Genomic DNA, 25,595 nt, shown 5'->3' on the forward strand with positions numbered 1-25,595 from the left:
GTTTGAATGTCGGGAAGAAGACTAAGAGATCAACCGCTCAGGATTGGTTAACTACGCCCTCACAGCGGCAATTCGGCGCGCTTAACGACAGTTCGCATGGCGATGCTGCTGCTGACACGGACCACGCCGGGGATACGGGTCAGCTCCTGGGCGTGGACCCGCTCCAGGTCGTCGACGTCGCGCACCACCAGCCGCAGCAGATAGTCCGAGCCGCCGGTCATCAGGTAGCACTCGGCCACCTCACGGACATTGGCGATGGCCTTCTCGAAGGCGCTGAGCGTGCCCTCGGCTTGGGACGACAGGGTGACGGTGACGAAGACGCTGAGCGGCAGGCCCACCGCCCGCTCGTCGATCACCGCCGCATAACGGCTGACGACCCCCGCCTCCTCCAGCGCCTTGACCCGGCGAAGGCAGGCGGATTCGGAAAGATTCACCGCCTCAGCCATTTCCACATAGCTGGCGCGGCCTCGTCGCTGCAGCAGGTGCAGGAGCTTCCGGTCGAAACTATCAAGCTCAACGGCGGTTTTCTTCATGCGAATGACATAGCACGCAGGAATCCTGCACAACAGCGGTCACCGGACACGAAATCACCAGGGAAACTGCGCTCGCCTGAGCGCACAGTCCCGGTCAAAGCGCTTTTGGAGGAAGCATCATGCGCGTTGGCGTCCCTTCCGAGATCAAACCGGGCGAACACCGGGTCGGACTCACCCCCACGGCCGTCCGTGAATATGTCGGTCACGGCCATACCGTCCTCGTCCAGTCGGGCGCGGGCCTCGGCGCCGGCTATGCCGACGAGGTCTACGTCAAGGCGGGCGCGACCATCGCTCCCGACGCCGCCGCGGTCTTCGCCGGCGCGGACATGATCGTGAAGGTCAAGGAACCGCAAAAGGTCGAGTGGGAGAAGCTCGAGCCGCGCCACATCCTCTTCACCTATCTGCACCTGGCGCCCGATCCGGCCCAGACCGAGGGCCTGCTGAAGAGCGGCTGCGCGGCCATCGCCTACGAGACCGTCACCGACGCGCGCGGCGGCCTGCCGCTGCTGGCGCCGATGTCGGAAGTGGCCGGCCGGATCGCCGTGTTCTCGGCGGCCGAGACCCTGCTCAAGCACAATGGCGGCATGGGCCTGCTGCTCTGCGGCGTGCCCGGCGTGCCCCCGGCCCGCGTGGTCGTGCTGGGCGGCGGCGTGGTCGGCTCCAACGCCGCCCGCATGGCCGCCGGCCTGGGCGCCGAGGTCGTGGTGCTGGAACGCTCGATCCCGCGCATGCGTGAATTGGACGACCTGTACCAAGGCCGCATCCTGACCCGCTATTCGACCTTCGCCGCGGTGGAAGAAGAGATTCTCAAGGCCGACGTCATCATCGGCGCGGTGCTGACCGCCGGCGCGGCCGCGCCCAAGCTGGTGCGTCGTGAACACCTGAAGCAGATGAAGCCGGGCTCGGTGCTGGTCGACGTCTCGATCGACCAGGGCGGGTGCTTTGAGACCAGCAAGCCGACCACCCACGCCGAGCCGACCTATACGGTCGACGGCGTCGTCCACTACTGCGTGGCCAACATGCCGGGCGCGGCCCCGCGCACCTCGTCGGAAGCCCTGGGTAATGCGACCCTGCCGTTCGGCCTGGCGCTGGCCGACAAGGGCCTGGACGCGCTGAAGACCAACGTCCACCTGGCGCGGGGCCTCAACGTCCTGAACGGCGAACTGACCCACCCGGCCGTGGCCGAGGCGCTGGGCAAGACGTCGGTGGATCCTTACGGGGCTTGGAAGTAGTCCAGACAGCAGAAGGGCGCCGCGCGGAACCGCTCGGCGCCCTTCTTGTATTCGGATAGGGGCTTTAGGCCGCGAAGCGGGCGATGTCCTGGCGGCTTTCGACCAGGTCCAGCACGTCGCCCATACGGAAGCCCGGATCGACCGGATGCAGGGCGTCGTAAACCGAGCGGGCGAAGGCCAGGTCGGCGGCGGTCTTGACCCGCCAGTCCAGCTTCGACCAGTCACGGGCGGCCTTCAGATGGGCTTGGCTCCAGCGCTGCGGCTGGTTGCGGATCGCGGCGGTCGGCGAGATGCGGGCCTGTGGGTCGCGCTCCTCGGCGGCGGCGTCGCGCAGCACATTGGCCTTGATCACCTCGACCTCGAGACCGGCCGGGAAGGTGCGCTGCACGCGGTTGGAGGTGTAGTCGGCGCCGCTGGACAGGGCCATGCGGATGGCGTCGTCGATAATGCCCGGGTCCATGAACGGCGCGTCGCCCTTCAAGCGGACCACATGGCTGACCGAGCTGATCGCCTCGGCGCAGCGAGCGATGCGCGCCAGGATGTCGGCGCCGGCTCCGCGATGGACGGTGTGACCGCGCGAGACCAGGAAGCCGGCCAGGGCGTCGTCGGCCGCGTCGGTGCTGGTGGCGACAATGATCTTGGAGAGACAGCGCGCGCCGCGCAGGCGCTCCAGCTGGCGCACGATCATCGGCTGGCCCTGGAGGGTGGCCATCGACTTGCCTGGCAGGCGAGACGAACCCATGCGGGCTTGCAGGACAGCGAGGATCATGACGCGTTTCCCTTTGTTGGGATAAAGCTAGACCAGAACCATAAAACTCAAGTGAATCAGAAGCTTACAGGGCCTTAATCGACAAGCTTAATTCGCGCGCAAGACTTCGCGCGGCCTTGCGACCGTCACAGTGTCTCTGGTGATTCCAGGTTTAGATCAGGCGACCCAACGTCGCGGGTCGAGCGCGACCGGATCGTCGATGGCCATCTCGTCCCAGTCGAGGTCCGGCGGCGGGCTCGAGGCGGCGGCCACGACAGCCGACAGCTCGGCGGCCGAGTTGACGCCGACCAGCACGGCCGAGCCTTCCGGACGCGACAGGGCAAAGCCCAGGGCGGCCTGGAGCGGATCCGAGCGGCCCTCGGCGATCATGCGGCGCACGCGCGACAGACGGCCCGAGGCGCCCTTCAGCTGGGCCGGGACACGATCGGGCGGCAGGAACAGCAGGCCGTTCAGGAAGATCGAGCGCAGGTGCACCTCGACGCCCATGCCGGCGATGCGTTGCAGCGAGCCGTCGGCCAGCAGGCGCTGGTCCAGCAGCGAGGCCGGGGCTTGCAGGATATCGGGCTTGAAACGACGGGCGACGCCGACCGGATCGTCGGTGGCGTGGGCCGCGACGCCGATCTTGGCGAACAGGCCCTGGTCCTTCAGGCGGTGCAGACGGTCCCACAGGGCCGCGCCGTGCGGGCCGCACAGTTCCGAGGGCGAGTGGACGATGATCGCATCGGCGCGCTCGACGCCGATGCGGCGCAGCGTGGCGCGGGCCTCGGCCTCGACAAAGTCGGGACCCCGGTCGGCGCGGGCGGTGGCCAGGGTGACGCGGAACGGCACCGGGCGCGGAATCAGGTCGCCCAGCACGGTCTCGGCGCGGCCGAACAGGCCTGAGGCGTCCAGAACCGACAGACCGGCGCGAGCGGCGATGTTCAGGATATCGCGCGTCTCGGCTTCGGGCGAACGACCGCGCGGCGCCGACGAGCTACCGCCGTCGAGACCGAACTGGGCCGCAGCCAGACCGAGTTTTGTGACCGAAATGGACATCGCCATCCGTGCGCGAAAACACCAACAGACGCGAACGGTACGCGCCAAGGTTTGAACATCAGGTTTCTGGAAACTTGCCGAGGCGTTAACATCGCCATGATGACCGACGCCTACTCAGACGACGCCTGGCCGATGCACGGCATGGCCGACGACGCCCGCCCGGCCTTGTCCGCCGCGCTTTCCCGGGGGCCGGCGGCCCTGGCCACCATCACCGCCCTGGGCGGCGGCGGACCGCGTCCGGTCGGCGCCCAGATGGTGTTTGGCGAAAATATTGTTTCGGGCTTCCTCTCCGGAGGTTGCATCGAGGCCGATGTCGAGATGCATGCCGAGGCCTGCCTCGCCGATGGCCAGCCGCGCCGCCTCGTTTATGGCGAGGGTAGCCCCTGGCCGGACATCCGCCTGCTGTGCGGCGCGCGGATCGAGATCCTGGTCGAGAAGATCGAAGCTGACGATCCGGCCGTGGCCGAGCTCTTGGCCCTGAACGACGCGCGCAAGACCGCCCACTGGATGAGCGACGGCCTGCGCCGGGTGTGCTCCGAGGCCGAGATCCTGCCCTGGCCTCAGGCGTTTGGTCGCACCTATCTGCCGCCCCCGCGCCTAGTGGTGCTGGGCGGCGACCCGACGGCCCTGGCCGTGGCCAGCCTGGGGGCGCAGTCGGGCTTCGAGACCTTCCTGGTCCGCCCCAAGGGTCCGGTCGCGCCGCCGCCGCTGGCCGGCGTCGCCTATAGCCGCGAGACGCCTGACGCGGCGCTCTCCGGCATCGCCCTGGACGCCTGGACCGCCGTCGCCGTCTGCGGCCACGACATCGAGCTGGACCACGACGCCCTGATGGCCGCCCTGCCCTCGCCCGCGCCCTATGTCGGCCTCTTGGGCGCGCGCCGCCGCCTGCCCGAGCGGCTGGCGCGGCTGAAGGCGGCCGGGCTCACCGACCGCGATCTCGCCAAGCTGCGCGCCCCGATCGGCCTGGATCTCGGCGGCAAGGCGCCGTTCGAAGTCGCCGTGGCGGTGATCGGCGAGATCATGGCCGCCCGGCATGGGCAGCCGGTGATCGCGCGTAGAGTCGTCGAGGCCTGAGGGGCCGTCCTCGTCCTTCGACAGGCTCAGGATGAGGACTACTTTTAAGGCGGCTCAGTAAGAAACCTCATCCTGAGCTTGTCGAAGGACGAGGTTTCGGTCCCGCTGCCTAGATCGGAGCGCGTTCCGACCCGAACGCGGCGATGTCCTCGAGCAGCGCATTGGCCGCCATGTCGACCAGCTCGCCGCCTTTCTCGGGCGTGGCCTGGGCGGGGTCGGAGCCCATGCGGCCGTCGGCGTAGCGGGCGCGGAAGTCCAGAGCCTCGCGGATCGGGCCGGTAGGAGCGATCTTGGGCTCATAGGCCGTGGTCTTGATCGTCTCCGGATAGGCCCACTGGGTCACGGCGATCTCGGACGGGGTGGCGTGCGACCCGTGACCGATCGGGAATTGGCGGTTGGCCAGGGCGTTGACGCCGGCCAGGTCCCACCAGTTCTTCAGCTTCAGCGCGAACGGCGCGCGGGCCTGGCGGAAGCTGTAGTCGGCATAGATCTCCGAGAACGCCGCCTCGATCGAGGCGACATTGCCGCCGTGGCCGTTCAGGAAATAGATCTTCGTGAAGCCGTGCGCGCCCAACGACCGCACCCAGTCGCCGATCGCGGCGATGAAGGTCGAGGGCCGCAGGAAGATGGTGCCCGGAAACGCCAGGTGATGCTGGGCCATGCCGATATTGAAGGTCGGGGCCACCAGGATCCGATCGCCCGCCCGCTTGCTGGCCTCGTGGGCGATGATCTCCGGACACAGCCAGTCGGTGCCCAGCAGGCCCGTCGGTCCATGCTGCTCGTTGGAGCCGATCGGCACGACCACGGTCTGGCTGGTCTGGATGCGGGCTTCGATTTCGGACCAGGTCGACAGGGCGAGCAGCATAGGAAAACTCCGGGCAACATGAGGAGACGACGCTTTACGCCTCTCATATAGGGCCGTCATCTTCCGGCCGTATCGGGGCGAGAAACCGGAATGGTCTTCTTGCGCCGGGCCGGGAGCTTCGCCTATTCCGGCGGCCAACGAGATAAGGGAGTACGGCTGGTGAGCGACGGACAGGTTTTCCCGGTGCCCGACGACTTGGCGAAGTCGGCGCATATCGACGCCGCTGGCTATGAGGCCGCCGTGGCGCGCGTCGAGGCCGATCCCGAAGGCTACTGGCGCGACATCGCCGCCCGCCTGGACTGGATCAAGGCCCCGACCAAGATCAAGGACGTCTCGTACGCCAAGGACGACTTCCGCATCCGCTGGTACGAGGACGGCGTCCTCAATGTCTCGGCCAACTGCCTGGACCGCCACCTGCCGGCCAAGAAGGACGACGTCGCCCTGATCTTCGAGGGCGACGAGCCGGGGACCTCCAGCACCCTGACCTACGGCCAGCTGCACGAGGAGGTTTGCCGCATGGCCAACGTCCTCAAGGATCTGGGGGTCAAGAAGGGCGACCGGGTCACGATCTATCTGCCGATGGTGCCGCTGGCGGCCGCCGCCATGCTGGCCTGCGCCCGCATCGGCGCGGTGCACTCGGTGGTGTTCGGCGGCTTCTCGCCCGACAGCATCGCCGGCCGCATCAAGGACTGCGAGTCGCGCATCGTCATCACCGCCGACCAGGGCCGTCGCGGCGGCAAGCGCGTGCCGCTGAAGGCCAATGTCGACGAGGCCCTGCTGCAGTGCCCCGAGGTCGAGAAGGTGCTGCTGATCCGCTGGACCGGCGCCGATGTGCCGGTCGTCGAAGGCCGCGACGTGGTCTATGGCGATGTCCGCGACAGCGTCTCGGCCGACTGCCCACCCGAGCCGATGAACGCCGAGGATCCGCTGTTCATCCTCTACACCTCGGGTTCGACGGGTAAGCCCAAGGGCGTGCTGCACACCACCGGCGGCTATCTGGCCTGGGCCTCTTGGACATTCTGGGCGGTGTTCGACTACAAGCCTGGTGAAGTGTTCTGGTGCACGGCCGACGTGGGCTGGGTCACGGGCCACAGCTATGTCGTCTACGGCCCGCTGGCCAATGGCGGGACCAGCCTGATCTTCGAAGGCGTGCCCAACTATCCGACCCCCAGCCGCTTCTGGGAGGTGGTCGACAAGCACAAGGTCGAGATCTTCTACACCGCCCCGACGGCCCTGCGCGCCCTGATGCGCGAGGGCGACGAGCACGTGACCAAGAACGACCTGTCGTCCCTGCGCATCCTCGGCAGCGTCGGCGAGCCGATCAATCCGGAAGCCTGGCTCTGGTACCACCGCGTGGTCGGCAAGGAGCGCCTGCCGATCGTCGACACCTGGTGGCAGACCGAGACCGGCGGCATGCTGATCACCCCGCTGCCGGGCGCCACCGCCCTCAAGCCGGGCTCGGCCTCCAAGCCGCTGCCGGGCGTCAAGCCGCAGCTGGTGGACGCCGAAGGTCTTGTGCTGGGCGGCGCGACCGAGGGCAATCTCGTGATCACCGACAGCTGGCCGGGCCAGATGCGCACGGTCTATGGCGACCACCAGCGCTTCTTCGAGACCTATTTCTCGACCTATCCCGGCAAGTACTTCACCGGCGACGGCTGCCGCCGCGACGCCGACGGCTACTACTGGATCACCGGCCGGGTCGACGACGTGATCAACGTCTCGGGCCACCGCCTGGGCACGGCCGAGATCGAAAGCGCCCTGGTCGCCCACGAAGCCGTCGCCGAGGCCGCCGTGGTCGGCTATCCGCACGACATCAAGGGCCAGGGCGTCTACGCCTACGTCACCCTGAAGGCCGGCGTCGAGGCCACCGGCCAACTGCGCAAGGACCTGATCCTGTGGGTCCGCCACGAGATCGGCCCGTTCGCCGCCCCGGACATCCTGCAATGGGCGCCGGGCCTGCCCAAGACCCGCTCGGGCAAGATCATGCGCCGCATCCTGCGCAAGATCGCCGAGAACGAATTGGGCAGCCTGGGCGACACCTCGACCCTGGCCGATCCGTCGGTGGTGGACGATCTCGTGAAAAATCGCGCGGGCGTGTAACGAACGGCAGGCTGGTTGCGTTAGCTTGAGTGTGATGCGCCGGCTTGCTCCCTTTGTGCTCCTGATCGCCCTGGCGGGTCCCGCCCTCTCCAAGGCTGAGGCGGCTGACGCCGAGTGGGAGATGAAGGGCGACGGCATCACGGTCGACGCCCAGGCCGACAATCGCGGCCGCGGCACGGTGCGGGCCAGCGTCGACATCGACGCGCCGCCCAGCGTGGTGTTCCGCATCATCCTGGACTGCGACCGCGCCGCCCGCATGAGCCCGGGCGTCAAGAGCTGCCGCGTCGTCTCGCGCGCCCCGGACGGGACCGAGATCCGCGAGCACACGGTGCGCTGGAGCTTCTTCCTGCCGACCATGCGCTCGACCTCGCGGGTCACCCTGATCCCCGATCGTGAGATCCACTTCACCTGCATCGGCGGCGACATCCGGGCCTGCGATGGCTCCTGGCGTCTGGAACCGCTGGACGGCGGCCAGCGCACTCGCGTCACCTACGACATGTGGGCCAGCTCGCCCTTCGCCGTCCCAGCCGGCATGATCAGCGCCATGATGCGCAAGGACGTGCCCAGCTCGCTGAGGGCGCTGCGGCGCGAGTGCGAGGGACGATGACTCCGGACGGCCTGATGCTGTTCGACGGCGTCTGCCATCTGTGCGACGGGACGGTGCGGACGGTGCTGCGCTGGGACCACAAGGGCGTGATCCGCTTCACGCCGATTCAGTCGCCGTATGGACGCCAGCTGGCCCTGGCGCACGGCCTGGACCCTGACACGCCCGAAAGCTTCCTGTTCTTCGACCACGGCCAGCCCCTGGCCAAGACCGCCGCCATCGGCGCCCTGCTGCGCCGACTGGACGCCCCCTGGCGCTGGCTGGCCTTCATCGACCGCCTGCCGCGCGGGCCGGCCGACGCGACCTATGACTGGATCGCGCGGAATCGCTACCGGCTGATGGGCAAGAAGGATCGCTGCATGGTCCCGACGGAGGAGCAGCGGGCGCGGTTCCTCTTGGATTAAGAGGCGAGGCGGCCAGCAAGAAGCCAACCAACTCAAGGTCCGCAATGGGTGGTTTTCTGACCTACGCCACAGCGAGCCGGCGAGAGCCTCATGTCTCGCACGGTGATGTTCGGACACGAAACCTCGGCCACCCGCAGGGGTGGAAGTCGAGATATTTCAGCTTAGGATGGTCCGAAACGATAGCGGCGATATAGGCTGGAGACCGCCATGCTTGGAGATCTAGTTAAAATTGTCGAGCTTGCGGGCAAGGCCATAGGTTATGGCGACAAGTTGGATCGTCAATTCTTCTCCGATCATGTCGAACCGATGTTCCGGAGTATAGAGAAGATACATGCAAATATGCTTCCGGCACTTGAGAAGCTCGATAGAGGCCTTTCTTCTTCCAAGAACGTGGCTGTTAGACTGAAAATTGCGAAAAAGGCTGGGCAAGAAACTGCGGATCTTAAAGCGTTGCGTTGGGAAATCTGGGAGGCAACTCAAGTCGCGAAAGAATACGCGGAACGTAAGCGTATGAAATCTGTAGGGCATTTTTTCGAGATAGCCTCGACCTATTTTTGGCCCTCAGGCCCGGTGCCGCTCTCCGTAATCCACCCTTCCCTGTCCAACAGCATATTTGCGGCTGAGCGAGCAGTAGACGATGAAACCATCAAATACATGAACGATGGTTCAGAAGGAACGTACGCAGCTGCGGAAATCAAGCGGCTTGAAACAGTTTGGCGAAAATTGGCATCAACATATGCCAAAGTGCGAATTGATCTACTTCATTGATCAGTCCGCCGCGCCAAGGCCTCACTTTAGAGATGGTAGCCGGTCGAGTATTCGGTTCGGTACTTTTCTCAACCGACACACGCCGTGCCCGTCTCAGGATTGGAAGTGGACGCTCCGAATGTCCGCGACAGGTCGGGAGCAGCCATTGACCTGCAGCCAAACTGCCGACCTTACGTCATTCTGACCGTGCGGCCTGACAGCTAGTCCCTTTGGTTGGCGAAGACTTCGGACGTGCTGAATGTCCAACCAGGGGCGCGCCGACCTTGGGATCCGCCTAGAACAGCGCCCGCACGCTCTCGGCGCTGTACGGCTTCTGCAGCACCGGCGTTTCCTTGAACCGCTCCGGAAACGCCGCGCTGTCGCCAAAGCCCGTGCCGAAGGCGAACGGGATGCCGGCGTCCTGCAGGGCCTCGGCCACCGGGAAGCTGGTCTCCTGGCCCAGATTGACGTCCAGGATCGCGAACGGCGGCTTGTCCTCGGCCAGGGCCTCGAAGGCCTGGGCCACGCTGGAGGCGACCGTGATCTGCTTGACGCCCAGGCGGGTCAGCATGTCCTCGAGATCGAGAGCGATGATCATGTTGTCTTCCAGCACCAGCATCTTCTCGGGCGCGCGCACGGGCGTGTCGGCGCGGCGCGGCTGGTTCACGGTCGCGGTGACGCCTTCGCTGCTGACATAACGACCGGGGATGCGGATGCGGGCCTGGAAACCCTCGGGCCGATAGTCCAGCTCGACCTCGCCGTTCAGATCGTGCGGGATCGAGTGCTCGATGATGGTCGAGCCAAAGCCCCGGCGGGTGGGCGGAATGACCAGCGGACCGTCCTTCTCGCGCCAGTCGATGATCAGGTCGCCCTTGGCGTCGCGGGTCCAGTCGATCGTCACCTGGCCGCGCTGGTCGCACAGGGCGCCGTACTTGGCCGAGTTGGTCATCAGCTCGTGGATGACCAGGGACAGGATCGAGAAGGCGTCGGGCGCCAGGGCGGTCGGCGCGCCGTTCAGCTTCACGCGCTCGGCCTTATTGGAGAGATAGGCCTCGGCTTCGGCGGTGATCAGGTCGGACAGCGCGCCCGGCCCCCACTGGTGGCGGGTGATCTGGTCGTGGGCGCGGGCCAGGGCCTGGACGCGGCCACCCACCACCTCGGCGAATTCCTCGACCGTGGCGACCCCCGACCGGCTCTGGGTGATCAGGCCGCGGATCAGACCCAGGATATTGCGCACCCGGTGGTTCAGCTCGGCGATCAGCAGTTCCTGGCGCTGGTTGGCGCGCTGGCGCTCCTCGTCGGCCAGGTCCGTCAGGCGGAAGACGATCTCCAGCAGGCTGGCGCGCATGCTCTCGGCCAGCGACCGCTCGACGGCGGTCCACGGCCGGCTCTGGCCGCGCACGGTCTCTTCCCAGGCCTCGAAACTCTTGCGTGGGGTCAGGCGGTCGCCCATCGGCCCGACCTGGACCAGCTTGGCCGGCTTGCCCGCCCACACCACCGTCTGGGCCGCTTCCTTGCGGAAGAAGATCAGGTAGTCGCGCGGGGCCCGCGACAGCGGCACGGCCATCATCCCGGCCGCTTTGCCCGCCCAGGCCGCCGCCGAGGGCAGCAGGGTCGCGATCTCGTTGGTGGAGAACACCGAGTGGGTGTCCTTGTCCCGCAGCACCCGGATCAGCGTGTGGACGTCGCTGGCGTCGGGCGTGGAGTCGCGCAGGGTCAGCCGCCCTTCCAGCCACAAGGCCAGGCCGTCGCAGCCGACCAGGCGGCTCAGGTCGTCGAGATAGGGGCTAAGGCCGTCGGCCCCGGTATTGGCCTTGACCACCGCGTTCATCAACCGGTCGTGCAGGTTGCGCGCCTCGGCCATGCGCCGGGTTTCGATCTCGCGCTCGCGGCTTTCCAGGGTCAGGGAAAACAGTTGGCCAAACAGCTCGGCGGCCGTGCGGCGCTCATAGCTGATGTGCTTGGGGGCGTAGTGGTGGCAGGCGAACAGGCCCCACAGCTTGCCGTCGCGCAGGATCGAGATCGACAGCGAGGCGGCCACGCCCATGTTGCGCAGATATTCGATATGGATCGGTGAGACGGCCCGCAGCATGCTCATCGACAGGTCGACGGGCTCGCCGGACGGACTGACCTGCGGGATGATCGGCGAGACCTCGGCGTCGACGTCGGCGATGATCCGCAGCCAACTTCTTTCATACAGCGCCCGAGCCTGCACCGGGATGTCCTGGGCCGGATAACGCTGGCCCAGGAACGAGCCGATGCCGGGCCGCACCGATTCGGCGATCACCTCGCCGGCGCCGTCGTGGGCGAAGCGGTAGACCATGACCCGGTCGAACTCGGTCAGGGCGCGCACCTGGCGGGCGGCCTCGTGGCAGAACTCCTCGAAGGTCGGGCGGGCGGCGATGCGCGTCGTCATCGAACGCACGGCCGAGGCGGCCTCGATCAGGACGTCGGCCCGGCTGGGCTCGCCCTCGACGATCAGCAGGCGGCCGGAATAGTGCAAGGCGAGGTCGAAGTCCTCGCCGCCGTCGACCAGGGGCTGGCCGAACATCCGTTCGACCGCGTCGGCCCCGCGCATGATCTGCAGGCGGCCGCGGATGTTGTGGATGGCGTGGCCGCTCATCACCTGGGTCAGCGGCTTGCCCAGCAAGTCGTCGGGCGACAGGCCCAGGTAGCGCAGGCTGGTGGTCGAGGCGTGGACGATCTGCCAGTCGGAATTGACGGCCAGCAGGAAGCCGAACGGCTGGACCGAGCCCAGGATGTGGATCGGCTCCCGGTCGCAGTTGGTCAGGTCGACCTCAAACCCGGACATGGGCGCCATTTCGGACATTCAGGGCTCCAGACGGGGCGAGCCTCTCGAACGCCTCCGAGAAACATCGGAAGCCATATCGCGCGCCCGCCTCGGCGGCGTCTGTCCGAAACCCGACTTTGGGTATCGCATCCAGCCACGCCAGGAACGATCGCCACAGATCCGGACCCTCGCCGTGCGTTAGATAGGCCAGCGGCAGGCCGGCCCCGGCGGCGCGGACCTGGCGGGCCAGGAACTTGGCGCCCAGGCGAGAGCCTTCCAGCACGTAGAGCAGGCCGGCGACGGCCTCCGGGGACAGGACCTTGGCAGGCTCGAACGACGGGGCTTCCAGGCCCAGCTCCGCCAGGTCGGCGGCCAGGGCGGCGCGGCGGGCGCGCTGGGGCCAGTCCGGCAGCTGCTCGGCGACGCCGGCCGCTTCCAAGGCCAGTTCCAGAGGCGCGAGGGCGGCATAGGAGGCGCTGAGAAAGGCGCCGTAGCCGAGGGGCGTCTCGATCCGCCAGCCGGCCACCACGGCGTCCAGCGCTGCGTGATCTTCGGAAGTGGCCGCGCGCAGGCGGTCGCGGAGCGAGATTTCAGACAAGCATTTCCCCCATACGCGTCGACCCTACGGTCATAGGGGGCGAGACAACCAATTGTAACACTGACGGCGCCATTCGGTTCCGGCCACATGACAGCTCGGTAAGGTTTACCGGCGAGGCGGCGGTGCTAGGGTCGCGCCCACGCCTTTCGGAGACCTTCGCGCATGAACCGCACCGCCAAGCTGGCCCTCGTGGCCGCCGCCCTCTCAACGACGGCGCTTTCGCCCTTGGCCATGGCGGCGACGAAACCGAAGCCGAAGCCGGCGGTCGCCGCGCCCGCGTCCATCGCCGTACCGCCGATCGTCTACCAGCAGCGCGTGCTGCCCAACGGCCTGAAGGTCTACACCTCGCGCGATACGACCACCCCGAACGTCTCGGTGCAGGTCTGGTACGGCGTCGGCTCCAAGGACGACCCGCACGGCCGCTCGGGCTTCGCGCACCTGTTCGAACACCTGATGTTCAAGGCCACGCGCAACATGCCCAACGAGACGCTGGACCGCCTGACCGAGGACGTCGGCGGCTTCAACAACGCCTCCACCTGGGACGACTTCACCAACTATTACGAGGTGGTGCCCGCCAACCACCTGGAGCGCCTGATCTGGGCCGAGGCCGATCGCCTGAAATCCCTGGTCATCGACGAGAGCGTGTTTGCCTCCGAGCGCGACGTCGTGAAGGAAGAGCTGCGCCAGCGCGTCCTGGCCGATCCCTACGGCCGCTTCTTCGCGCTTTCGATCCCACAGCAGTCGTACACGACCCACCCCTACCAGCGCCCGGGCATCGGCTCGATCGAGGAGCTGGACGCTGCGACCGTGGACGACGTGCGGGCCTTCCACCGCACCTACTACCGCCCCGACAATGCGGCGCTGATCATCGTCGGCAACTTCGACCAGGCCAAGCTGGACGCCCTGATCGACCAGTACTTCGCCCCGATCACCAAGCCGACGGGCGACATCCCGAAGGTCACGGCGGTCGAGCCGGCCCGCACCGGCCCCAAGAGCGTCAACACCTACGGCCCCAACGTGCCGCTGCCGGCCCTGGCCATCACCTGGCTGGCCCCGGCTGCCGCCGACAAGGACGTCCCGGCCCTGACCGTGCTGGACGCGGTGCTGTCGGCCGGCAAGTCCTCGCGCCTCTATGACAGCCTGGTCTACGACCAGAAGATCGCCCAGTCGGTGTTCTCCAGCGCCCCGAACAACGCCCAGCCGGGCCTGTTCTATGTCGGCGCGATCATGGCCGGCGGCAAGACGGTCGCCCAAGGCGAAGCCGCGCTTCGCGCACAAGTCGCCCGCGTCCGTGACGGCCTGGTCACCCCCGCCGAACTGGCTGAAGCGAAAGCCGGCCTGCTGGCCGACGCCGTCCGTCGCCGCGAGGAGATCGACGGCCGCGCCTTCGCCATCGGCTACGCTCTGGAGACCGAGGGCGACCCCGCCGCCGCCAACACCAGCCTGGCCAAGCTGCAGGCCGTCACCGCCGCCGACGTCCAGCGCGTGGCCAAGAAATACCTGGCCGACGACCGCCGCACGGTGATCCGCTACCTGGCGGAAAAGGACAAGCCGGCCGGCGAGAAGGACGCCACGCCGCCGATCCCCAAGGTCGCCTCGGTCAAGTACGACGGACCGGTCACCGTCCTGGCGCCCGAGGGCGAGCGCGAGAAAATCCCGGCCGTCGCCGCCCCGATCGATGCGGTGCTGCCGACCCCGGCCGAAAAGACCCTGGCCAACGGCCTGCGGGTCATCGTCGCCAAGTCCAGCGACCTGCCGCTGATCACCGCCGACCTGACCGTCAAGGGCGGCGCCAGCTCGGACCCCACGGGCCTGGCCGGCACGTCCAGCCTGACCTCGGAACTGCTGACCGAAGGCACCACCAGCCGCTCGGCCACCCAGATCGCCCGCGAGACCGAGGCCCTGGGCGCCAATCTGGAAGCCGGCTCGGGCTGGGAGGCCGCCTCGCTGACCCTCAGCGTCACGGCCAACAACGCCGCCCCGGCCATGGCCATCATGGCCGACGTCGCCCAGCACCCGGCCTTCTCGACCGAGGAGCTGGACCGCGTCCGCACCGAGACCCTCGACAGCCTGTCGGTCGCCTATCAGCGCCCCGGCAGCCTGACCAGCTACGCGGTCGGTCCGGTGCTGTACGCCGGCTCGGCCTATGGCCACGTGGCGGGCGGCACGCCCGGCTCGCTGCCCAAGGTCAAGCGCACGGATCTGGCCAAGACTCACGCCGCCTACTGGCGTCCGGACAACGCCGTGCTGGTGCTGACCGGCAACCTGACGCCTCAGGCGGGCTTTGCTCTGGCCGAGAAGGCGTTCGGCGGTTGGAAGAAACCCGCTTCGCCGGCGCCCGCCGCGCCGGCCGCGCCGACGGGCTACAAGCCGCGCAACCTGGTGATCGACCTGCCCGGCACCGGCCAGGCGGCCGTGACCCTGGCCAAGCCGGCCATCACCCGCGCCGATCCCAGCTACTATCAAGGCATCGTCGCCAACACGGTGCTGGGCGTGGGCTATTCCTCGCGCCTGAACCAGGAGATCCGCATCAAGCGCGGCCTGTCGTACGGCGCCGGCTCCAGCCTGACGCCCCAAGGCCGCTTCGGCGGCTTCTCGGCTCGGGTGCAGACCAAGAACCCGTCGGCCGGCGAGGTCGTCACCCTGACCCGCGCCGAGCTGACCCGCCTGGGCGCGCAGCCGGCCTCGGCCGGCGAGCTGGCGGCGCGCAAGTCGGTGCTGGTCGGGGGCTTTGGCCGTGACCTGGGCACCTCGGAGGGCCTGGCCAACATCCTGGGCAACCTGGCCGTCTACGGCGTGCCGCTGACCGAGATCCAGAGCTACGCCGCCAAGGTCGAGGCGGTGAGCCCCGCCGAGGTGCAGGCCTTCGCCAAGACCAACCTGGATCCGGCCCAGATGAGCGTCATCGTCGCCGGCGACGCCAAGGCCATGGGCGAGGACCTGACCAAGGCCGCGCCGGGCGCCACGGTGATCGCCGCCGACAAGCTGGACCTCGACGCGGCCAGCCTGCAAAAGTAGGCGCAGTATTGGTCCCACGATCCGATGAGGTCTCATGGACGAGGTCGACATCGCGATCGTGGGCGCCGGCGCCGCCGGGCTCGCCGCCGCTGAATCCGTGGCCGCCAGCGGCCGCTCCGGAATTCTGCTCGAGGCCCGAGATCGCCTGGGCGGCCGGGCCCATACGATCGACACCTCGCTGGGCCCCATCGACCTGGGCTGCGAGTGGCTGCACTCGGCCGACCAGAACCCGCTGGTGGAACGCGTCGAGGCCCTGGGCCTGACGGTCGACAAGACCCCGCCGCCCTGGGCCAATATCGCCGACAACCCGGTCTTCCCCCGCGAAGAGCGCGCCGCGTTCGGCGAGGCCTTCCAGGCCGTGGACGCCCGCATAGAGGCGGCGGCCCGCGACGGCGGCCCCGATCGCCCGGCCTCGGATCTGCTGGATCCGGGCAGCCCCTGGAACCCGCTGCTGAACGCCTTCAGCGCCTTCTACAACGGGGCCGAGTTCGATCAGGTCTCGCTGCACGACTACGCGGCCTATGAAGACACCGAGGTCAACTGGCGGGTCGCCGAGGGCTACGGGACGGCCATCGCTGGCCTGGGCGGCAAGCTGCCGACGCGCCTGTCGTGCCCGGTCACCATGATCCGCCACGACGGCCCGCGCGTGGAACTGGAGACGGCGCTGGGAACGATCTCCGCCCGCGCGGTCATCATCTGCGTGCCGACCACGATCCTGGCCCAGGGCGCCCTGCGCTTCATGCCCGCTTTGCCCGACAAGCTCGACGCCGCCGCCGGCCTGCCGCTGGGCCTGGCCGACAAGGTGTTCCTGCGGCTGGACGAACCGGAGATGTTCGAAGCCGAAACCCAGCTCTATAGCGACCCGCACACCACGGCGACCGGGGCCTATCACCTGCGGCCGCTGCACAAGCCGATGATCGAGGTGTTCCTGGGCGGCGCTCATGCCCGGTCGCTGGAGGGCCAGGGCGAGGGCGCCGCGGCGGCCTTCGCCGTCGACGGGCTGGTCAACGTCTATGGGTCGGGCATCCGCTCGAAGGTCCACGTCATCGCCGAGACCCATTGGGCTACCGATCCGTTCGCCGGCGGCTCCTATTCCCACGCCCTGCCCGGCCATGCCGGCGCGCGGGCGGTGCTGGCCGCGCCGGTCGAACAGCGCCTGTTCTTCGCCGGCGAGGCCTGCAGCCCCAACTTCTTCTCCACCGCTCACGGCGCCTGGCTGACGGGCCAAGCGGCGGCGCGGGCGGCGATCGCTTCTCTCGTTTGAGGGGGCCTTACTTAGCCGGCTTGGCCAGCAGGTCGCGGATCTCGGTCAGCAGCTTCTCTTCCGGGGTCGGGGCCGGCGGGGCCGAGGGCGCGGGTTCGGCGGCGTCGGCGCGGCGGATGCTGTTGACCGCCTTGACCAGCAGGAACACGACGGCCGCGACGATGAAGAACTGGATCAGGGTGTTGATGAAAGCGCCGTACTGGATCGACACCTTCTCGATCGCCTCGGTCGCCGGATTCTCGGGCTTGAGCACCCATTCCAGCTTGGAGAAGTCGAGGCCGCCGGTCAGCAGGCCGATCGGCGGCATGATCACCTGGTCGACCAGGCTCTTGACGATGCCATTGAAAGCCGCGCCGATGATCACGCCGACGGCCAGGTCGATGACGTTGCCGCGCGAGATGAACTCGCGGAATTCCTTGACGACGCTCATGACAGATCCCTCGCTGCCTTAAAAACAAGGCGCAAAGGCTGAGGGCGTTCGCCTCCCAGGGTCAACCCCGGGATACAATCGTTGTTATTCGTCGCCGTCGGCGTTGAGGCGGGCGCGCAGTTCCTTGCCGCTCTTGAAGAACGGCACGTGCTTGGCGCGGACCTCGACGGCCTCGCCGGTGCGCGGGTTGCGGCCGGTGCGGGCGGGACGCGAGCGGACCGACAGGGCCCCGAAGCCACGCAGCTCCACACGGCCGCCGTCTTCCAACGCGCCGATCATACGCTCCAGGATCACGCCGACTACGCGTTCGACGTCCTTCTGCGTCAGGTGCGGATTTTCATTCGCGAGCCTGGCGATGAGTTCAGACTTGATCATCGATATCCCCGGAACGCCCCTGGAGGAGAAAGGCGCGAGCGGACCTTTGCCCAACGACGGCTGAGTCTTCAAGGGGTTGCGTGTGATTCTCGAACGAGGTTCGGTTAATCGCCACCCTCAAGAAGCCTTCGGCGCGCGGATGATCAGAGGCTGGTCGGCCAGCCGGCGGCGCACCTTGTTGGCCTCTTCGGCCTGGTCGAACGGCAGTTCGCGACCCGCGCTCTGGTCGGCCTCGAGGAAGACCGCCTTGCCGCCCTCCATCTGCGCGACCCGCGTGGTGTCGATATTGGCGACCCGGCCGCTATAGACCGGCCCCTTGACCGTGAAGCCGGCCCCGCCGCCGGGCAGGGTCACTTCGATCAGGGCCTTCTTGAAGCTGGGGAACGGCGTGGCGAACGGCGCGTCGGCATTGGGGCCCGGCTCGCGGCGCGGAAACTGCGCGGCCTTGCCCGAGCCCGACATCGGCAGGCGCCATTCCAAGAGGCCGACATCGTCGTTCAGCCGCCAGTCCATGTCGGCCGTGCCGCTGATGGTCATGGTGACGGCGCCGTCGTCGGCGACCGCCCAGTCCAGGGTCTCGATCTTCAGCCAGCTGTTGGAGGCCGAGAAGCTCTGGCGGAAATTGCGCTCGATGTCGGCGCGCGGCGCGCTTTCGATCAGCCGCGCGATCTGCCGGCCCGAGTCGCCGCGCATGATCATGGTCACGACCGACTTGGCCGGCTTGTCGAGGCCCGCCGAAGCATCCAGGCGCATGGCCGCGTCCAGGTCCGGCCGGCTGGGCGCCTGCTGCACGATCGGCTCCAGCATCGCGCCGGAAGCCTTGATCGGCAGGCCCCACAGGAACGGCGGCGCGGCCAGGCTGCTGAGACCGCCCCGGTCGCCGGTGCGCGTGCCGTCCAGCCAGTAGGGCTTGTCGTCGATGAAGGCGCGTACCAGCACGTGGTTGAACTGGCTGGCAGAAGGCACGCGCTGGTCCAGGCCGTCGGCGGCGGGGCTGGCGAAGACCACGACGGGCTCGGCCCGGATGCCCAAGCCCTTCAGCAGGGCCAGGAGCAGCACCGTCTTGCCCTTGCAGTCGCCGAAGCGTCGCGCCCAGGTCTCGTCGGCCGAGGCGGGCTTGTAGCCGCCGTCGCCCATGGACAGCAGCAGGTAGCGGGTCTTGTCCTCGACCAGCTGCAGAGCCTTGAAGGCGCGGACCTTGGGATCGGGGCTGGCGGCGGCGATGGCGGCGATCTCGGCCTTGATCGGCGAGTCCGGCTTCAGGGTCATGGCCTGCGCGTACAGCGGCGCCATCGGCGCGACGACGTCGGCCCAGCCGCGATAGGTGGTGGCCTGGATCTCGCCCACCCGCTGGAAGCGCAGCGGCGCCCCGGCCGGGGGCTTGGGCGCGATCGTGCCCGTCTGGTCGACCAGCAGCTCATTCAGCTCGCCCGCCTTGCCGATCTTCGGGTCGGGGAAGCCCGGCGTGGCCTTCCAGGTCAGCGGCACGCCGTCGGGCCACAGCATCCGCACGCGATGGCGGCCGATCGCGCCGGCCCAGCCCATGCGCTCGAAGTCGCTGGCGCGCGGCCCCAGGATCGGGTCGCGCCGCTCGATGCTGTAGGACCAGTCGATCATGTCGCCGACCCGCAGGTCCTTGAGCTGGATCGTCGCCGTCATGCGGCCGTCCAGCACCGCCTTCTCCAGGTCCTTCTCGCGACGCAGGACCAGGACGTCTTCGCCGTTCTTCAGGAGGTCGATACGCTGGCCGTCGCGGATCAGCGCCAGGCCGTGCAGGGTGACCTTGTCGCGGCTGGGCTCCCAGGTGATCGAGCGTGAGCCCGACGACAGCCCCTCGGGCTTCAGCACCTTGGCGATGCGGCGGTTGTAGTAGTCCAGCCCGTCCTTGCCGAGCAGGGACTGGCTGTCGTCGAGCACGGCCTGGATGGCCGGGGCCTGGGTCGCGTCCGGCGCGGCCGGGACATCGGCGACGTTCACCCAGGCCGCGGGCGGGCCATAGCTGGGCTTGTCGTCGGCCCACGCGGCGCTGGCCAGCGCCACAACCGACACCGCGGCAAACGCCGCCGTCTTCCAAACCCGCACGCCAAGCCTCCCCAAACTCAACCTCAGGCTAGTCTTGGCAGTCTTTCTCGCAAAAGAAAACGGTGGCTGGATTGCTCCAGCCCCCTTGGCTCGCAAAAGAAAACGGCGGCCGGATTGCTCCGGCCGCCGCTGACTTCAAACTCACAAGGAGCGTGAAGACTATTCCTTGGAAGCGCGCTCGCGGAGAGCGGCGCCCAGGATGTCGCCCAGCGAAGCGCCGGAGTCCGACGAGCCGAACTGCTCGATGGCTTCCTTCTCTTCGGCCATTTCCAGCGACTTGATCGACAGCGACACGCGGCGAGCCGCCTTGTCGATGTTGGTGATCTGAGCGTCGACGCGGTCACCCACGGCGAAGCGCTCCGGACGCTGCTCTTGACGATCGCGCGACAGGTCCGACTTGCGGATGAAGGCGGTCATCGGGGCGTCGTCTTCGCCGAAGCGAACTTCGATGCCGCCCGAGGTGACTTCCGTGACGGTGACGGTCACGGTCTGGTTCTTGCGGTAGGTGTCGCCCGACATCGGATCGCCAGCCAGCTGCTTGATGCCCAGCGAGATGCGTTCCTTCTCGATGTCGACATCCAGGACCTTCGCCTTGACGACGTCGCCCTTCTTGTAGCGCGCCATGGCTTCTTCGCCCGGGACGCTCCAGTCGATGTCCGACAGGTGCACCATGCCGTCGATGTCGTTGTCGAGGCCGATGAACAGACCGAATTCGGTCGCGTTCTTGACTTCGCCTTCGACCGACGAGCCGACCGGGTGAGCTTCCACGAAGGCTTCCCACGGGTTGGCCAGGGCTTGCTTCAGGCCCAGCGAAACGCGGCGCTTGGACGGATCGACGTCCAGCACGACGACGTCGACTTCTTGCGAGGTCGAGACGATCTTGCCGGGGTGGACGTTCTTCTTGGTCCAGGACATTTCCGAGACGTGCACCAGGCCTTCAACGCCGGCTTCCAGCTCCACGAAGGCGCCGTAGTCGGTGATGTTGGTGATGCGGCCCGTGAACTTGGCGCCGACCGGGTACTTGGCTTCAACGCCATCCCACGGATCCGACTGCAGCTGCTTCATGCCGAGGCTGATGCGCTGGGTGTCCGGGTTGATCTTGACGATCTGGACCTTCACGGTGTCGCCCACGGCGAGCACTTGGCTCGGGTGGTTGACGCGCTTCCAGCTCATGTCGGTGACGTGCAGCAGGCCGTCGATGCCGCCCAGGTCAACGAACGCACCGTAGTCGGTGATGTTCTTGACGACGCCTTCGCGGATTTCACCCTCTTGCAGCTGCGACACCAGTTCGGTGCGCTGCTCGGCGCGGGCTTCTTCCAGGATGGCGCGACGCGAGACGACGATGTTGCCGCGCGGACGGTCCATCTTCAGGATGGCGAAGGGCTGTTCCTTGCCCATCAGCGGGCCGACGTCGCGGACCGGACGGATGTCGACTTGCGAGCCCGGCAGGAAGGCCGAAGCGCCGCCCAGGTCGACGGTGAAGCCACCCTTCACGCGGCCGACGATGGCGCCCATGACGGGTTCGTTGCGGGCGTAGACGCCTTCCAGACGGGTCCAGGCTTCTTCGCGCTTGGCCTTTTCGCGGCTGATGACCGCTTCGCCCATCGCGTTTTCGAGGCGTTCCAGGAAGACTTCGACGGTGTCGCCGGTCTTGATGGTGGCCTTGCCGTTCTCGTCGACGCCGAATTCCTTCAGCTGGACGCGACCTTCGGTCTTCAGACCGACGTCGATGATGGCGAAGTCCTTTTCGATCCCGACGACCTTGCCTTTGACGACGGTGCCTTCCGCGAAGTCGCGGCCGCCCATCGAGTCGTTCAGCAGCGCTTCGAAATCGTCGCGCGTCGGGTTGAAGCTCATATCGTCAGCCATGCTGATCTTTAGTCTCTAAGGTTGGGGGAAGCCCTGCGATGAGCGCCGCTGGAGAAAGCGGTTCTCGGGATTCCGGATGAATTGGGTTTTCTGCGATCCCGCGATTTCTCTCTATCGCGGCGAGGTCGGCGGTGGATTTGCCCAGAGCCTGAAGGCTCTTTAGCGGGCGCGCGCGTCCTCGACGATACGGCGGGCCGCATCGAAGGCCTGCTCTATACTCATTTCAGAGGTGTCGAGCAAGACGGCGTCGGCGGCCTGCGTCATCGGCGCGTCCTTGCGGCCGCCGTCGCGTTCATCACGCTTGCGGATATCGGCCAGGATCTCGTCGAAGGTGACGTTTTCGCCCTGGCCGACCAGCTGTTTCCAGCGGCGGTCGGCGCGAACCTGCGGGCTCGCGGTGACATAGAGCTTGGCCGGCGCCTCGGGGGCGATGACCGTGCCGATGTCGCGGCCGTCGATCACCGCGCCGCCCTCTTGGGTGGCGAAGGCGCGCTGCAGGTCGAACAGCGCCTTGCGCACGCCCGGATGCACGGCGCAGCGGCTGGCGGCCTCGCCGGCGGTGCGGGTGCGCACCTCCGGCTTTTCCAGCTCGGCTAGCGTCAGGCCGCGCGCCTGGGCCTCGGCGAAGGCGGGATCGTCCAGATCGCCGCCGGCGGCCAGGATCCGCACCCCGACCGCCCGATAGAGCAGGCCGGTGTCCAGCATCGGCAGGCCATAGGCCGCCGCCAGGCGCGAGGCGATCGTGCCCTTGCCTGAGGCGGCCGGCCCGTCGACGGCGATCACGAAGCCCATGTTCAGGCCTCGCTCAGCGTCGCGCCCAGGCCGCGCATCAGGTCGGAGAACCCCGGGAAGCTGGTGGCGATCATGCCCGGCTCGTCGACCGCGACGGCCTCCTGCGCGGCCATGCCCAGGATCAGGTGGCTCATGGCGATGCGGTGATCGCCGTGGGTGACCACGGTCGCGCCGCCCTTGGGCGGCTGGCCGGTCCCGGTGACGATGAAGCCTTCCGGCTCCTCGACCACCTGGACGCCGCAGGCCTTCAGGCCGTTGGCGGTCAGGGCGATGCGGTCGCTTTCCTTGACGCGCATCTCGCCGACGCCGCGCATCACCGTCTCGCCTTCAGCGAAGGCGGCGGCGACGGCCAGGATTGGATATTCGTCGATCATCGCCGGCGCGCGCTCGGGCGGGACGACCACGCCCTTGAGCTTGGAGTAGCGGGCGGTGATGTCGCCGACCTCCTCGCCGCTGGCGACGCGTTGGTTCGAGATCACCAGGTCCGCGCCCATTTCCTGCAGCGTCGTGAAGAGGCCCGTGCGCAGGTCGTTTAGCATCACGCCCTCGACCGTCACTTCCGAGCCCGGCACGATCAGGCCGGCCACCAGCGGGAAGGCCGCCGACGACGGGTCGCCCGGCACCGCCACGTGGGTCCCGGTCAGCTTCTGGCCCTCGGGCAGGCGGATGTGGCGGAAAGTTTTTTCGCCGACGACGCGGTCCTCGACGATCACCTCGGCCCCGAAGGCGCGCAGCATGCGCTCGGTGTGGTCGCGGGTGGCTTCCGGCTCGATGACCTCGACGCCGCCCTCGGCATGCAGGCCGGCCAGCAGCACGGCCGACTTCACCTGGGCCGAGGCCATGGGCAGGGTGTAGTTCAGGCCGCGCAGGGCGCCGCCCTTCAGCGTCAGGGGCAGACGGCCCTTGTCGCGGCCCAGCCAGGTCGCGCCCATGCGGGCCAGCGGATCCAGCACCCTGCCCATCGGACGGCCACGCAGCGAGCTATCGCCGGTAAAGGTGGCGCACATGGCGAAACCGGCGGCCGCGCCCATGATCAGGCGCACGCCGGTGCCGGCGTTGCCGCAATCGATGACGTCGACGGGCTCCTGGAAGCCGCCATTGCCTTCGATGCGCCAGCGACCGGCGCCTTCCTGCTCAATCCGCGCGCCAAAGGCCTGCATGGCCCGCGCGGTGGCGAGAACGTCGTCGCCTTCCAGCAGGCCTTCCACCGTCGTGGTGCCAGACGCCAGCGCGCCCAGGATCATCGATCGGTGGGAAATGGACTTGTCGCCCGGGGCCCGCACGATCCCTCGCAGAGCGCCTGCGGGTGCGCTCTTTAATCCAGCCGACGACATGCCGAAACCGGCTCCTTAGTACTTGGTGGTTTTCGCGAAGGGGTTTGCTTTTGACAGCGGGCTCACGCCATGGCAAGTGACCGGCCGCTTTTCCCATCCGGATCAAAGGGTCGCCAATTGGCCAATCCCGACCTGGGCGCAAAACAAATCTGCCCCAACTGCCAATCGAAGTTCTACGACCTCAATCGCCGTCCGGCCGTCTGCCCCAAGTGTGGTGAGCAGTTCGACCCGGAAGAGGCGCTGAAGTCCCGTCGTGTCCGCGCGCGTTCGATCACGCCGGATTATGACGCCGAGGACGAAAAGGAAGCCCCCGCTCCGAAGGAGCCGGACGGCTACGAGGACGAAGCCGACGAAACGCCGGAAATCGACGAAGCCGCCGAGGCGGATGTCGTCGAGACCGACGATGAGGACGCTGAACCCGGCGTCACGCCCGCGGGCGGTGACGACCTGGGCGTCGACTTCGCCGAGGACGAAGACCTCGCCGAAGACGAAGCCGACGACGTTCCGTTCCTGGAGGACGAGGACGACGACGACAATCTCGACGACGAGATCGAAGGTCTGCCCGGCGAGGGCGACGAAGACTAATCGTCGGGACTGATCCCTTCGTGGCGGAGCGCGTTAGGCGAAAGTGTTAGCGGTTTCGCCGCATAACGCGCTCCCTCTAAGGATTGAGAGCCTGTTTATCCGGTTCAGGTGTCCCACCTGAACCGGACAGGCTCTCCCGGTTTCGGGCTTCTGAAACCGGCTATCCACAGGGGTTTTCCGGGGTGCGACACTTTTCTCGAAAAAAGTTCGCGAAGGGGGTTGATCCCCGAAAAATCCCGGACTAGTTTCCGCGCCTCTTCGGAGGGCGACGCAAGTCGGAAACGCCGAAGAGACCAATGATTTCCGAGAGTTACCGCAAGGTTCTCGAAGAAATTTTGGGGCTATAGCTCAGCTGGTAGAGCGCTTGAATGGCATTCAAGAGGTCAGCGGTTCGACTCCGCTTAGCTCCACCATCAAGGCCCGGACGGAAACGTCCGGGCCTTGTCCATTTCTGGACTCAAGTTCCCCCATCCTCTTGAACCGTCCGGTCACGGTCGCCATTTCTGGATCCGTGTCGTGGGGATCGGCGCCGGTCCTCGGGCTTTTCTCCGCGAACGAAGTCGCTTGAGCGAGGACTTCGCGATGAACCGGACCATCATGTTCGACAGCCCCTTCCTGCTGGGCTTCGAACACACCCGAGACCTGATCGAGCGCGCCGCCAAGGCCGCCTCGGAAAGCTATCCGCCTTACAATGTCGAGCAGGCCGACCACGGCGGCGTGCGCATCACCCTGGCGGTGGCGGGTTTCTCGCCCGAGCAGCTGCAGGTGACGGTCGAGGGCGGCCAGCTGGTGGTCGCCGGCAAGCGCGATAGCGCCGATGGCCGTTCCGAGGCCGAGCGGGCCTTCCTGCACCGTGGAATAGCCGCCCGAGGCTTCGTGCGCACCTTCGTCCTCGCAGAGGGCATGGAAGTGACCGCCGCGACCCTGGAGCACGGCCTGCTGCACATCGACCTGGCGCGCCCCGAACCCGAGCGTCTCGTTAAAAGAATTCCCATTCGCAGCGCGGGCTGAACGCCGCGCGGAACCCGCCCCTTCCGGCTCGGCGCTGAACCGGCCGGTGAGAGGCGCGTTCCCTAGTCAAGGAGGTGGTCATC

The 25,595-nt window shown here is 67.5% G+C and carries 21 protein-coding genes, 1 tRNA gene and 1 pseudogene; 11 read left to right on the forward strand and 12 right to left on the reverse strand.

Going from position 1 to position 25,595, the window contains the following annotated elements; translation table 11 throughout:
• Window positions 1-59 precede the first annotated feature (59 nt).
• Window positions 60-533 (reverse strand): Lrp/AsnC family transcriptional regulator, encoded by a 474-nt coding sequence (locus tag AC07NF_RS11720; RefSeq protein ID WP_492816448.1) that lies wholly within the window; start codon window positions 531-533, stop codon window positions 60-62.
• A gap of 119 nt (window positions 534-652) precedes the next feature.
• Here AC07NF_RS11720 and ald point away from each other — a divergent pair, with 119 nt between their 5' ends.
• Window positions 653-1,765, forward strand: coding sequence for an alanine dehydrogenase (gene ald / locus AC07NF_RS11725; RefSeq protein WP_494626048.1), 1,113 nt, complete (start codon window positions 653-655; stop codon window positions 1,763-1,765).
• 64 nt (window positions 1,766-1,829) lie between these two features.
• Here ald and AC07NF_RS11730 read toward each other — a convergent pair whose 3' ends face one another.
• Together AC07NF_RS11730 and AC07NF_RS11735 are read right to left on the reverse strand one after the other, a co-directional pair.
• Window positions 1,830-2,534, reverse strand: a complete 705-nt coding sequence (locus tag AC07NF_RS11730; protein WP_494626050.1) for a glycosyltransferase family protein — start codon at window positions 2,532-2,534, stop codon at window positions 1,830-1,832.
• A 156-nt stretch (window positions 2,535-2,690) separates the two neighbouring features.
• Window positions 2,691-3,569, reverse strand: coding sequence for a bifunctional regulator KidO (locus tag AC07NF_RS11735; RefSeq protein ID WP_492816442.1), 879 nt, complete (start codon window positions 3,567-3,569; stop codon window positions 2,691-2,693).
• On the opposite strand from AC07NF_RS11735, the pseudogene AC07NF_RS11740 reads away from it, so the two are divergent.
• Window positions 3,562-4,643 (forward strand): annotated as a pseudogene (locus tag AC07NF_RS11740) (XdhC family protein). The gene AC07NF_RS11735 and the pseudogene AC07NF_RS11740 sit on opposite strands and share 8 nt — an antisense overlap.
• Before the next feature lie 109 nt (window positions 4,644-4,752).
• On the opposite strand, the gene AC07NF_RS11745 reads toward AC07NF_RS11740, so the two are convergent.
• Entirely contained in the window at window positions 4,753-5,508 is a 756-nt protein-coding gene (locus AC07NF_RS11745; RefSeq protein WP_494626052.1) for a creatininase family protein, read from the reverse strand.
• Window positions 5,509-5,664: 156 nt separating this feature from the next.
• On the opposite strand from AC07NF_RS11745, the gene acs reads away from it, so the two are divergent.
• The 4 genes from acs (at window position 5,665) to AC07NF_RS11765 (ending at window position 9,384) form a co-directional block, all read left to right on the forward strand.
• On the forward strand, window positions 5,665-7,608 hold the full coding sequence (acs, locus tag AC07NF_RS11750; protein WP_494627552.1) for an acetate--CoA ligase: 1,944 nt from the start codon (window positions 5,665-5,667) through the stop codon (window positions 7,606-7,608).
• Window positions 7,609-7,663: 55 nt separating this feature from the next.
• Window positions 7,664-8,215: an SRPBCC family protein gene (locus AC07NF_RS11755; protein ID WP_494626054.1), complete on the forward strand. Its 552-nt coding sequence runs from the start codon at window positions 7,664-7,666 to the stop codon at window positions 8,213-8,215.
• Window positions 8,212-8,616, forward strand: coding sequence for a thiol-disulfide oxidoreductase DCC family protein (locus AC07NF_RS11760; protein WP_494626056.1), 405 nt, complete (start codon window positions 8,212-8,214; stop codon window positions 8,614-8,616). Before AC07NF_RS11755 ends, AC07NF_RS11760 begins: the two co-directional genes overlap by 4 nt.
• A gap of 207 nt (window positions 8,617-8,823) precedes the next feature.
• Window positions 8,824-9,384, forward strand: coding sequence for a hypothetical protein (locus AC07NF_RS11765; RefSeq protein ID WP_494626058.1), 561 nt, complete (start codon window positions 8,824-8,826; stop codon window positions 9,382-9,384).
• Window positions 9,385-9,658: 274 nt separating this feature from the next.
• Here AC07NF_RS11765 and AC07NF_RS11770 read toward each other — a convergent pair whose 3' ends face one another.
• Together AC07NF_RS11770 and AC07NF_RS11775 are read right to left on the reverse strand one after the other, a co-directional pair.
• Window positions 9,659-12,175 carry an HWE histidine kinase domain-containing protein gene (locus AC07NF_RS11770; protein ID WP_494626061.1) on the reverse strand — a complete coding sequence of 839 codons (2,517 nt, stop codon included), beginning with the start codon at window positions 12,173-12,175 and terminating at the stop codon, window positions 9,659-9,661.
• Window positions 12,162-12,752 (reverse strand): biliverdin-producing heme oxygenase, encoded by a 591-nt coding sequence (locus AC07NF_RS11775; RefSeq protein WP_494626063.1) that lies wholly within the window; start codon window positions 12,750-12,752, stop codon window positions 12,162-12,164. Before AC07NF_RS11775 ends, AC07NF_RS11770 begins: the two co-directional genes overlap by 14 nt.
• 162 nt (window positions 12,753-12,914) lie before the next feature.
• Between AC07NF_RS11775 and AC07NF_RS11780 the strand changes: the two genes are divergently transcribed.
• The gene (locus tag AC07NF_RS11780; protein ID WP_494626065.1) at window positions 12,915-15,770 is read left to right on the forward strand and encodes a M16 family metallopeptidase; all 2,856 of its coding nucleotides are present in this window, start codon (window positions 12,915-12,917) and stop codon (window positions 15,768-15,770) included.
• Window positions 15,771-15,804: 34 nt separating this feature from the next.
• Window positions 15,805-17,034, forward strand: a complete 1,230-nt coding sequence (locus AC07NF_RS11785) for a flavin monoamine oxidase family protein (RefSeq protein WP_494626067.1) — start codon at window positions 15,805-15,807, stop codon at window positions 17,032-17,034.
• A 7-nt stretch (window positions 17,035-17,041) separates the two neighbouring features.
• On the opposite strand, the gene mscL is transcribed toward AC07NF_RS11785, so the two are convergent.
• The 6 genes from mscL to aroA form a co-directional block, all read right to left on the reverse strand.
• Window positions 17,042-17,464 (reverse strand): large-conductance mechanosensitive channel protein MscL, encoded by a 423-nt coding sequence (gene mscL / locus AC07NF_RS11790; RefSeq protein WP_492816424.1) that lies wholly within the window; start codon window positions 17,462-17,464, stop codon window positions 17,042-17,044.
• 84 nt (window positions 17,465-17,548) lie between these two features.
• The gene (locus AC07NF_RS11795) at window positions 17,549-17,839 is read right to left on the reverse strand and encodes an integration host factor subunit beta (RefSeq protein WP_004617135.1); all 291 of its coding nucleotides are present in this window, start codon (window positions 17,837-17,839) and stop codon (window positions 17,549-17,551) included.
• A gap of 117 nt (window positions 17,840-17,956) precedes the next feature.
• A complete protein-coding gene (locus AC07NF_RS11800; protein WP_494626070.1) occupies window positions 17,957-19,921 on the reverse strand; it encodes a DUF3857 domain-containing protein in 1,965 nt (654 codons plus the stop codon).
• Window positions 19,922-20,080: 159 nt separating this feature from the next.
• Complete coding sequence (gene rpsA, locus AC07NF_RS11805) at window positions 20,081-21,790, reverse strand: 30S ribosomal protein S1 (RefSeq protein ID WP_492816419.1); 1,710 nt, start codon at window positions 21,788-21,790, stop codon at window positions 20,081-20,083.
• Between the two features lie 159 nt (window positions 21,791-21,949).
• Window positions 21,950-22,582: a (d)CMP kinase gene (cmk, locus tag AC07NF_RS11810; protein ID WP_494626072.1), complete on the reverse strand. Its 633-nt coding sequence runs from the start codon at window positions 22,580-22,582 to the stop codon at window positions 21,950-21,952.
• Between the two features lie 2 nt (window positions 22,583-22,584).
• Window positions 22,585-23,916 (reverse strand): 3-phosphoshikimate 1-carboxyvinyltransferase, encoded by a 1,332-nt coding sequence (gene aroA, locus AC07NF_RS11815; protein ID WP_494626074.1) that lies wholly within the window; start codon window positions 23,914-23,916, stop codon window positions 22,585-22,587.
• Window positions 23,917-24,033: 117 nt separating this feature from the next.
• Between aroA and AC07NF_RS11820 the strand changes: the two genes are divergently transcribed.
• The 3 genes from AC07NF_RS11820 to AC07NF_RS11830 all read left to right on the forward strand — a co-directional run bounded on the left by AC07NF_RS11820 (window position 24,034) and on the right by AC07NF_RS11830 (window position 25,512).
• Entirely contained in the window at window positions 24,034-24,501 is a 468-nt protein-coding gene (locus AC07NF_RS11820) for a TIGR02300 family protein (RefSeq protein ID WP_492816415.1), read from the forward strand.
• Between the two features lie 337 nt (window positions 24,502-24,838).
• Window positions 24,839-24,914: transfer RNA gene (locus AC07NF_RS11825), tRNA-Ala, on the forward strand.
• Window positions 24,915-25,083: 169 nt separating this feature from the next.
• Window positions 25,084-25,512: an Hsp20 family protein gene (locus AC07NF_RS11830; protein WP_494626076.1), complete on the forward strand. Its 429-nt coding sequence runs from the start codon at window positions 25,084-25,086 to the stop codon at window positions 25,510-25,512.
• The last annotated feature ends 83 nt before the right edge of the window (window positions 25,513-25,595 follow it).

The sequence above is a fragment of the Caulobacter sp. GW821-FHT10A06 genome, assembly GCF_059415805.1.